9 protein-coding genes are annotated in these 8,284 nt (G+C 60.4%); 2 read left to right on the forward strand and 7 right to left on the reverse strand.

Annotated elements, in window-relative coordinates; genetic code table 11:
* On the forward strand, positions 1 to 549 hold a 549-nt coding region (locus tag PLJ71_01545; protein HQM47336.1), incomplete at its 5' end, for a hypothetical protein.
* A gap of 64 nt (positions 550 to 613) precedes the next feature.
* On the forward strand, positions 614 to 1,645 hold the full coding sequence (locus PLJ71_01550; protein ID HQM47337.1) for a hypothetical protein: 1,032 nt from the start codon (positions 614 to 616) through the stop codon (positions 1,643 to 1,645).
* A 72-nt stretch (positions 1,646 to 1,717) separates the two neighbouring features.
* On the opposite strand, the gene PLJ71_01555 is transcribed toward PLJ71_01550, so the two are convergent.
* The 7 genes from PLJ71_01555 to PLJ71_01585 all read right to left on the reverse strand — a co-directional run.
* Positions 1,718 to 1,969: a hypothetical protein gene (locus tag PLJ71_01555; protein HQM47338.1), complete on the reverse strand. Its 252-nt coding sequence runs from the start codon at positions 1,967 to 1,969 to the stop codon at positions 1,718 to 1,720.
* A 120-nt stretch (positions 1,970 to 2,089) separates the two neighbouring features.
* Positions 2,090 to 3,628: an arylsulfatase gene (locus PLJ71_01560; GenBank protein ID HQM47339.1), complete on the reverse strand. Its 1,539-nt coding sequence runs from the start codon at positions 3,626 to 3,628 to the stop codon at positions 2,090 to 2,092.
* Between the two features lie 207 nt (positions 3,629 to 3,835).
* Complete coding sequence (locus tag PLJ71_01565) at positions 3,836 to 4,975, reverse strand: hypothetical protein (protein ID HQM47340.1); 1,140 nt, start codon at positions 4,973 to 4,975, stop codon at positions 3,836 to 3,838.
* 16 nt (positions 4,976 to 4,991) lie between these two features.
* The gene (locus PLJ71_01570) at positions 4,992 to 5,966 is read right to left on the reverse strand and encodes an ornithine cyclodeaminase family protein (protein HQM47341.1); all 975 of its coding nucleotides are present in this window, start codon (positions 5,964 to 5,966) and stop codon (positions 4,992 to 4,994) included.
* A gap of 39 nt (positions 5,967 to 6,005) precedes the next feature.
* A complete protein-coding gene (locus tag PLJ71_01575; protein ID HQM47342.1) occupies positions 6,006 to 6,764 on the reverse strand; it encodes an amidohydrolase family protein in 759 nt (252 codons plus the stop codon).
* Positions 6,761 to 7,501 carry an amidohydrolase family protein gene (locus PLJ71_01580; GenBank protein ID HQM47343.1) on the reverse strand — a complete coding sequence of 247 codons (741 nt, stop codon included), beginning with the start codon at positions 7,499 to 7,501 and terminating at the stop codon, positions 6,761 to 6,763. Before PLJ71_01580 ends, PLJ71_01575 begins: the two co-directional genes overlap by 4 nt.
* Positions 7,485 to 8,284: hypothetical protein (locus PLJ71_01585; GenBank protein ID HQM47344.1), on the reverse strand; the 800-nt coding region annotated here is incomplete at its 5' end. The genes PLJ71_01580 and PLJ71_01585, both read right to left, overlap by 17 nt.

An 8,284-nucleotide genomic window follows, 5' to 3' on the forward strand; every position in this document is an offset into this window, starting at 1 on the left:
TCGCTGCCCGACGCCGCATGGGTGGGCCAATGGGGGGCCGATTCCGAAAAGGAAAGCTATACGCGATTCGAGCAGACCCTGAAAGATGCGGGGCGCAAAGTCGAGGCTCTCTCGCTGGGACAAAACTTCGAGATTGACGGCATCCAGCTCGAAGTTCTCGGGGTGAGGAATCCGGAGATCACGAATAATGCCATCAACAACTCAAGTCTGGTCTTGCGGCTGGCCGATGGGGTGAAGTCGGTGCTTTTTCTGGGGGACCTCGGCTTGGAGGGCGGCGAAAAGCTGTTGAAAAGCCCCTACGCCAGCCGTCTCCCGTCCGACTACGTGCAGATGGCGCACCACGGACAGAATGGCGTGAACGAAGCCTTCTATCAACAGGCGAGGCCCGCGTATTGCCTGTGGCCTACCCCAAAATGGCTGTGGGACAACGACAACGGCGGCGGCACGGGCTCTGGTCATTGGCACACACTCGAGGTGCGAGCATGGATGGACAAGATGCCCATCAAGAAGCACTATGTCATGTTCGAGGGCATTCATAAGATCGAGTAGCCCGGGCGGGAGCGGCGATGCGTTTGTGACGAACGGCTCGTGACTCGCAAAACAGGAACCGCACATGAAACGCAGGACTTTTATCAAGACGCTGCCAGCGCTCACGGCGCTGGCCGCTTCAGGAAACGCTTTGGGTGAAGACTCGAAACCGGCCGCATCTCCAGCATCTGACAACAGCGGCGAGAGGCCAGCGCCGGGAGTTGACGCCAAGAGACTGAAGGCGAAAGACACGTTGACCGCCATTGAAATGGACCGGGGAGAGGCAATCGCGTTCGAACTGCTCTCAGGAGCCGTGGTGCGAATCGAGTTGCTTGCAACGAGCGCGCGTGTCCTGCGCACCACATTGAAACAGCTGAAGGTTGAAGAGAACGGCGGGCGGACGGACTACTCGTTTAGCTGTGTTCTGAAGATTAACGGACGGGAACACACACTTGAGCGCGAGGTGTCCACGCAGCGAAGCTTCTACGAACCGTGGGACATCGACGGAGTGCGGCTCTGGTTTGACGCTGTCCAGGACATTTTCGAGTTTCTCGTCGAGGCCCACGGTGAATGCCGCCCGCGAAAGCATGCGCGGTTTGCGGTGCAGGATGCGTCGGCCCGGATTTGTCCCGAGATTCTGCATGCCTGGTGCCCGTTGCCGGAGGGGGGTCTCAAGATCGGCGACTGCTACCGCGGTGAGGATTGCTGGCTCGGAGCCTATAACGGGGCGTCCGCTCATGGCGGACTGGATCTTAACCATGCTGAGGGCACTCCGCTATGGGCGCCCTTGGACATTCACGACCACTTTTACTTCAACAGCTTGAAGATGGGACACAACAACAACCGTTGGCGCGGTATTCATCGGTGGCCGAACGGGGCGGAATGGATTCTCCAGGCGCACCATATGACCGAATTGACGGTCGAGGAACATATGCCCATAAAGAAAGGCGAGCAGTTCGCGTGGGGCGCGGGTGTTTTGTCGGGGGCCGTAGACCACAGTCACTTCGTTTTTAAGGTTCATGACTACGGAGAGACAGTTCTTCTAGACCCATGGATCCTGTTCTGGCAGATGTACCGGGACAAGGAAGCCGCCCAGGCTTTGCAGGCGACGCCCTGAGCCGCTCTCCGGGGCAACCTGCTGTTTCTGGTCTCCTGCCTGCGCCAGGAGCTTGCCCGGTGCGCCGTGTTTTTAACTGGGGGAAATAACCAGGTTGACGCCGCCGGGATTTGTGTGGGCACGCGCGGGCTGGTTTGCCATAACGGCCAGCCACTCCCCTGCCGCGTCTTTGCCGTCTCCCATATGCCACGCAGCCACGGCGTCTTCGAACGGAGCGCGAACCAGGTCAGAGGAAGCGTGCGCGCCGGACCCCATCACAAACACGAACACGGCGCACGGCAGAATGAGCGGCAGGCAGACGTCTTCCACATCAATACTCTTCATTCCCGGTCCCTCTTGGCGTTCGATACACGATCCAGGCAGGCGATCAGGCATTCGCCAGACAGACGGCCAAAACACTCGCTCTCGTGCACAAACGATTCCGCCCGTGCGTGATAGAAGTTGTCATCGAAGCCCTTGCTGCCTATGTTTTTCCAGAAGCGATGCAAGCTGCTCCGCTACGTCCGGGTGCTCGGCAATTATGTTGTTCTGCTCGCCAACATCGGTCTCGAGATTGTACAGTTCAGGGGATGCGTTCTCTCTTTTTTCAATGGCGGCCGGCTCTACGTATTTCCACGGCCCTTTGCGAATAGCCAGGCCTCTGGCCTGCTCGAGAATAACCTCGCAGCCGCGCGGGTCCTTTCCCAGGAATGCATCGAGATGGTCTCTACTGTCGGGGGCGGCTCCGTCGGGCAACTCCTGGTCGAGCATCCGGGCAAACGACGCGAGAAAGTCGACTTGCGTCACCAGAGCGTTCGAAACACCCGGCCGAATCGTGCCCGGCCAGCGAATCAGCAGCGGAACGCGCGTGCCGCCTTCGTAGATCTGACCCTTGCCGCCGCGATACGCGCCTGAAGCGTCATGGCCGCGGTCAACCTCCGCCGTCGACCTGAGGACCGTTGTCCCGTCCCGGTAACCATCATCGTAGACGGGGCCATTGTCACTGGAGAAGATGACGATAGTGTGGCTATCGAGCCCGCAGCTCTCGACGGTCTTCAGAATCTCCCCCGCCGCCCAGTCCAACTGAACCATGGCGTCGCCCCGGTAGCTGAGTTTGCTCTTGCCCTGGAACCGCGGATGGGGAGTACGCGGCACATGAATGTCCTGCGAACAGTAGAACAAAAAGAACGGCCTGTCACGATGTTCCTCGATGAAGGCGCGGGCTTTCCCGACAAGGACGTCCGCCATCGACTCATCGTCCCAAAGGGCCTGTTTGCCGCCCTTCATGTAGCCGATGCGGCCGATGCCGTTGATGACGCTGTTGTCGTGGCCGTGCGAGCTGGGGTAGTAGGTCATGGCCTCGGGGCTCACCTTGCCGTCCGGATAGGCTGTTCCGGGAACGCTATCCTCCACGGGTTTCTCATAGGAGACGGTTATGGGGTCATTGGGGTCGAGGTTCACGACCCGGTCGTTCTCGAGGTAGACGCAGGGCACGCGATCGTTGGTAGCAGGCATGATGAAGGCGTAATCAAACCCGATATCACGGGGCCCGGGACTGATCACACCGTTCCAGTCGATGCGAGCCTTCCCGAGGCCGAGGTGCCATTTGCCAATCACACCCGTCCCGTACCCGGCCTGCTGAAAGACATCGCCCAAGGTAAACTGCCCCGGCTCGATGATCATGTTCGCGTCGCCCGGCAGGATTCCGGTGCCCTTCTTGCGGAACGCCATCCCGCCCGTGAGGATCGAGTAGCGGGAAGGCGTGCATGTGGCGGCCGCGCTATGCGCGTCGGTGAAGCGCAGGCCCTCGGCGGCCATGCGGTCCAGGTTTGGCGTGGGGATCAGCTGAGCGCCGTACGCGCCGGCGTCGGCGTAGCCCACATCGTCACTGTAGATGATGATCACGTTCGGTTTCCGCGCGGCCTCACCCCCGACACGTCGCGAGGACAACACCTGGGCCGCCGCTGCGCCGAGAACTCCGCCAAGGAACTGCCTGCGGTTCATCGATCTGCTTCCTTCTTTGTTGTCGCCGGAGACTTCCTGTCTGGGTTCGCCCATAGTTGACGCCGCTTGACTCTTATTAGAATGGGCATGCCGGCAAGCGCTGTCAACACTGACGGCGCTTGGCATGTTTATCGAATGACGAGGCCAGGATAGAACTCATCCGTCAACAAGGGTGTGTCTTTATGGAAATACGGGCGCAGGTTGCCCCTATTCCTTTCCGCCGAGCAAACCCTCATGGAAGAATACCGGCTCGTAGCCGCGTTCGACGCAGAAACGAATCGCGATATCCAAACGCTGGAAATGGTCGGGCCGGTAATTGCGATAGAATGGCCAGAAGTATTGTTCGTGCGTGAAAAGGTCCATGATCTCGGCCGTATTGGGGTCGCACGTGAGTGGTTCCAAGACCGGCACGACCCGGTCAGCAGGTACGTTGTTGCACACGATATCGACTTTGGAGAAGACGATTCCGCTTGCAAAATCCTTCAGCGCGTCGTGACGTCCGAGGTATTCCGAGCGAGCGTTGTCGAGGCTGTAGCTTACATCGTATCCGAACGGCGTGCCGGACTCCTCAACGGGAAACGATTCGCCTTCGGTCGTGTAGAAGCTACCGGTATTGGGATGAAAGGAGCCGCTGAGGACTTTTACGCCCCGTTCGGTGAGGACTTTCCACGCCGTTGGCTGGACCATGCCCCAATGGATGATCGTTGACGGCGAATAGGAAGCCTTTCCGGCGAAACGCAGAATCTCTTCCGTCACAAGGTCGAAATCCTTGGCCAGTTTCTCGGGCGGGCAGTTCTGATAGGGACGGTCAGGGAACTCGGCATACGCATGGAAAGCGAGTTTGAGCCAGTTCGCGTTGTCTGCCCATTCCGACCTGTACGAGGCCGGGAATTGCGCGAGCTCGAAGTCATTCTCCGGCGTTGTATAGAAGACGTTCAGCACGAACTTTGTCTTGTACTTCCGGTTCAACTTGCGGAGCCCGCCAAGATAGGGACTCTGGAACAGTGACTTGTATCGTTTCGCGGCGATATCGCGCAGGAAGAAACTGTTATCGTCAATGCCGAACCGGTAGCGCGGTTTCGAATACCGGTCCCAGACCACGCGGACACGGTGCTCGGTGCGGCCGGTAGCGCCATTGGCAACAGCGACGATGTCGGTCTCGGAGCCGCGGAGCGTGACTGCCGCGGTGAACCGTTCCCCCGCGCGCCGGGCGTAGACGCCGTTGACAGCGACCGGTTCGTCCACCGGCGCAGTGCCCCACACGGGAATCTCCAGACCGCCTTTCACTTTCCGGCCGTGCCGGTGGTTCAATACGGCTCCGTGGAATGGTTCGTGGATTCTCACCATGCGTCTTCCTCCATGTTCACAGGGGCAATTCGCGTCCCAGACCCTGCGTTTTCGCCACGCGATAAATACGGGCGGCGACCGCGATGTCTTCGATCGCCAAGCCGAGGTTTGCCGTCATTGTCAGCTCGTCACTGGATTGACGGGCCGGCTTCTTCCCCGCGACCAGTTCGCCCAGATCGCCGATGGGCTCGCGAATTCCGGCAAAATACCCTTGCCGGCTGTAGCCCATGAACTGTTCGACGTCGTCAGTGTAAAGTTTTCCGGCCGCGTTGAAGACTTCGGGTTTGATGTACGAGTCCAAATCCACGGCACTTAGAAAGACGCCCATCTTCAACCACGCCATTTCGACGACTGGCTTTGGATGCTGCAGAATGGGGCCACTGGTGACGACGATATCGGCCCCGCGCACGGCGTCTTCCGGGGTCTTGGCCACTTCAATGCGCATTTGCAGCGAATCGGCCATCTCGCACGCGTACCGTTCCGCGGTTTCGCGGCGGATATCGAACACCTTGGCAAACTCGAGCCCGGGGAAGACAATCTTCATTGCCGTGAGATTGCTGCGTCCCTGAACGCCGCAGGCGAGCATGGCGATCTGCCGGGAGTCTTTCCGGGCCAGGTACTTTGCGGCGACGGCGCTGGCCGCGCCAGTCCGCATTGCCGTGATCCACGCGCAATCCATGACGCTGAGGGGAATACCGGTTTCGGGGTCGTTCAAGATGAGCAGCCCGAGCACGTACGGCAACCCTTTGTCCAGGTTCGGCAGATATCGCGTGACCCATTTGATTCCCGCCACTTTCGCCAGGGGCACATACCCCGGCATCGCGTTAATGGCGGATTCGGGCATCGGGTGAACACCGCGTTTTGGCGGCATTTCTACCCGTCCACAGCCCTTTTCGCGGAGCACTTCCTCGACTGCATCAACAACTTCCGCCATGGATAAGCCGATGGATTCGACGTCGGCACGGGACAGGTACAGAAACTCAAGTGACATTGGCATGTCTTCCTTTCTCCAGGCCCTGCATAGTCCGGCTCAACAGGCAAGAGCGGCGCCCAGAAGCCGCCGCGGGTTGTGCAGGGTGATCTGTTCGAACTCTCTGTCCGTTAACGGCAGTAATTTGAACAGGCGCCAAAAGTGGCCCACCACGTCGGTGCCCGATGCGCCGTAATCGGTGCCCCAGACGAGCCGTTGCCGGTCGCACCGGCGCACAAGCTCGCGTAACGCCCCCAAGTGCGGGCCGCACAGACATCCCCAAAGGTTCTCGGCATAGCGCATCGCGGCAATCGCTTCGCGCCAATGTTCATACAGCCCGCAATGCCCCAAGATCATCGTAGCGTCCGGATGCCGGCGCGCCAACAGGGCTATCTGCGACGGGAGCGAGTAGGAGGGCGTTCCGTCATGGAACAGCAACGGGACCCTCCAATGCGCCGCCATCTCGCACAACTCATCGATCGAATCGCCGAAGAGGCTCGCGCCTTGAACCCAGGGATGGATCTTCAGGCCCCGCATTTTCAGTCCCTCGACGCAACGGCGGAATTCCGCGGCGGTCGTGTCGCGTCGATAGGGATTCACTGCACAGAACGGAATCATGCAACCGCCGGAGGCTGCGCAGACCGCGGCAATATCATCGTTCTCCTGTGGAAGCAGCGTGTCGTCGTGCAGGCCGAGGAGAGGGGCGACAACGGCATGAGTGACGCCGTGGCGAAGTTCTCCGTCCAGCCAGGGTGCGGGGTCCAGCCCGTAACGCGTCTTAAAAGAAGGCCCCCAATGCGTGTGACAATCTACAATCACGAGCGTACCTCCGCTATGAGCGCCGCCAAATTGCCTCCGTACACATCCGGATAGTCCTGGGCCGGCAGCATCGACATAAGAGAGCGCAATTCAAAAGCCGGATTGCTTCGCGGGGCGGAACTGCCGAACAGCACCTTTTGGCGGTTGCCGGCCTTGGCGTATTGAGCGGCCGCCCAGGGGTCCAGCAGACTGACTTCAAACCAGACGTTTTCCGAGGCCAATCGTATTGCGTCGGGCATGTCCCTGGCGAAGTCGGTGCTGCCGCAGTGGCCGAGTATGAAGCGTACGGCGGGACATTCGGCGGCCGCTACGATGAGTTGCGTGGGCGCGCCGAACGAATGCGGCCCCGTGTGGACATACACCGGAACACGCAATTCGGCCGCCGTATCCAACAGGCCGTCGAGCAACTCGTCGCCGAAACAGAATCCTTGGAGGGCGGGGGCCAACACGGCCATCTTCGCCCCGGCCTCAACCGCGCGGCGAAGCTCCTGGCATGCCGCTGCACCAAACCATGGATTCACCGTACAGGCCGGAATGAACCTTCCCTGCGCTTTCCGGCTGATTTCGAGGATACGGTTGTTGCCTGAGATATTGTGCACCGCGATCTCGCGGTCTTCGGGCGCAATGACCGCGCGATGGATGCCCGCCTCGTCCATGCACTGCAACAAATCCATCGGGGTCAGCCGCGTCTCGCGCTCGACGCCCGGCGTGCAATATGCGTCAATGATTTCGTTCATGCGGTGAATCTTTCCTATCCAACTGGAATCGGACGGTGAGCCGCCCTTCGCATTCCGAGAGATCCACGACGCCGCTCTGGTCCACATCCAGGAGAGACCCGTGGACGCTAGCCGAAACGGCCGTCCACCCCTCCGGCAGGCGCGCCCGAAGAAGGGTCTTCTTTGGCCGATGCCGCGGCAGAGCAAGGCGCACAAGAAGTTCGCCTTCGCTCAGCCTGGATTCGGTCTCGAGCGACAGCGCACCGAACGCGGTCGGCGCTTCTTCGAACGTGATAGCTGCGCCGTCGCGGAGCCAACGGCGCGGCGTAGCGTACAACAGCCGCAGCGTGTCCGGAACACCGTCGTCGTCGGCGTCCCAGTCCTGCACCAAGAGGTTTCGCAGCGTCCATAAGAAGAAGGCATTGCCGGCCGTACAAGGCGGCAGGTACATGGGACGCCCGTACTCGTCCAGTGGCTCGAGACTCGTTCCCTCGCCGCCAACGAATGTCTCGCGGGTAAACCCCTGGGCAAGTTTGCCATAGAATGAGACGAGGGCCCGGTCCGCATCGTCTTGTTTGAGCAGGTGGAGGGTATAGCCGACGGTGTAGTTGTCGTCCAGGCCTCTTTCGTTGGCAAAGACCCCCGAGTGCTGGTCAAAACGCAGCATGCCCATGCACACGCCGCCCCGCCGGTGTAACGTATCCAGCACCCAGGCGGCCTTTTCCGGCTGCGCGTCGAACAGGCCCGAATCCAGCACGGCGTTGGACACGAGGCACCAGTAGCTGCCCAGGCACGTCGCCGTCA

The sequence above is a fragment of the Candidatus Hydrogenedentota bacterium genome (genome assembly GCA_035416745.1).
In the GTDB taxonomy this organism is placed as follows: domain Bacteria; phylum Hydrogenedentota; class Hydrogenedentia; order Hydrogenedentales; family SLHB01; genus UBA2224.

Bases quoted from the DNA above. Each gene is read 5' to 3' on its own strand.
- PLJ71_01570 (HQM47341.1), bottom strand. From the start codon at position 5,966: ATGTCACTTGAGTTTCTGTACCTGTCCCGTGCCGACGTCGAATCCATC.
- PLJ71_01555 (HQM47338.1), bottom strand. From the start codon at position 1,969: ATGAAGAGTATTGATGTGGAAGACGTCTGCCTGCCGCTCATTCTGCCG.
- PLJ71_01560 (HQM47339.1), bottom strand. From the start codon at position 3,628: ATGAACCGCAGGCAGTTCCTTGGCGGAGTTCTCGGCGCAGCGGCGGCC.
- PLJ71_01565 (HQM47340.1), bottom strand. From the start codon at position 4,975: ATGGTGAGAATCCACGAACCATTCCACGGAGCCGTATTGAACCACCGG.
- PLJ71_01580 (HQM47343.1), bottom strand. From the start codon at position 7,501: ATGAACGAAATCATTGACGCATATTGCACGCCGGGCGTCGAGCGCGAG.
- PLJ71_01550 (HQM47337.1), top strand. From the start codon at position 614: ATGAAACGCAGGACTTTTATCAAGACGCTGCCAGCGCTCACGGCGCTG.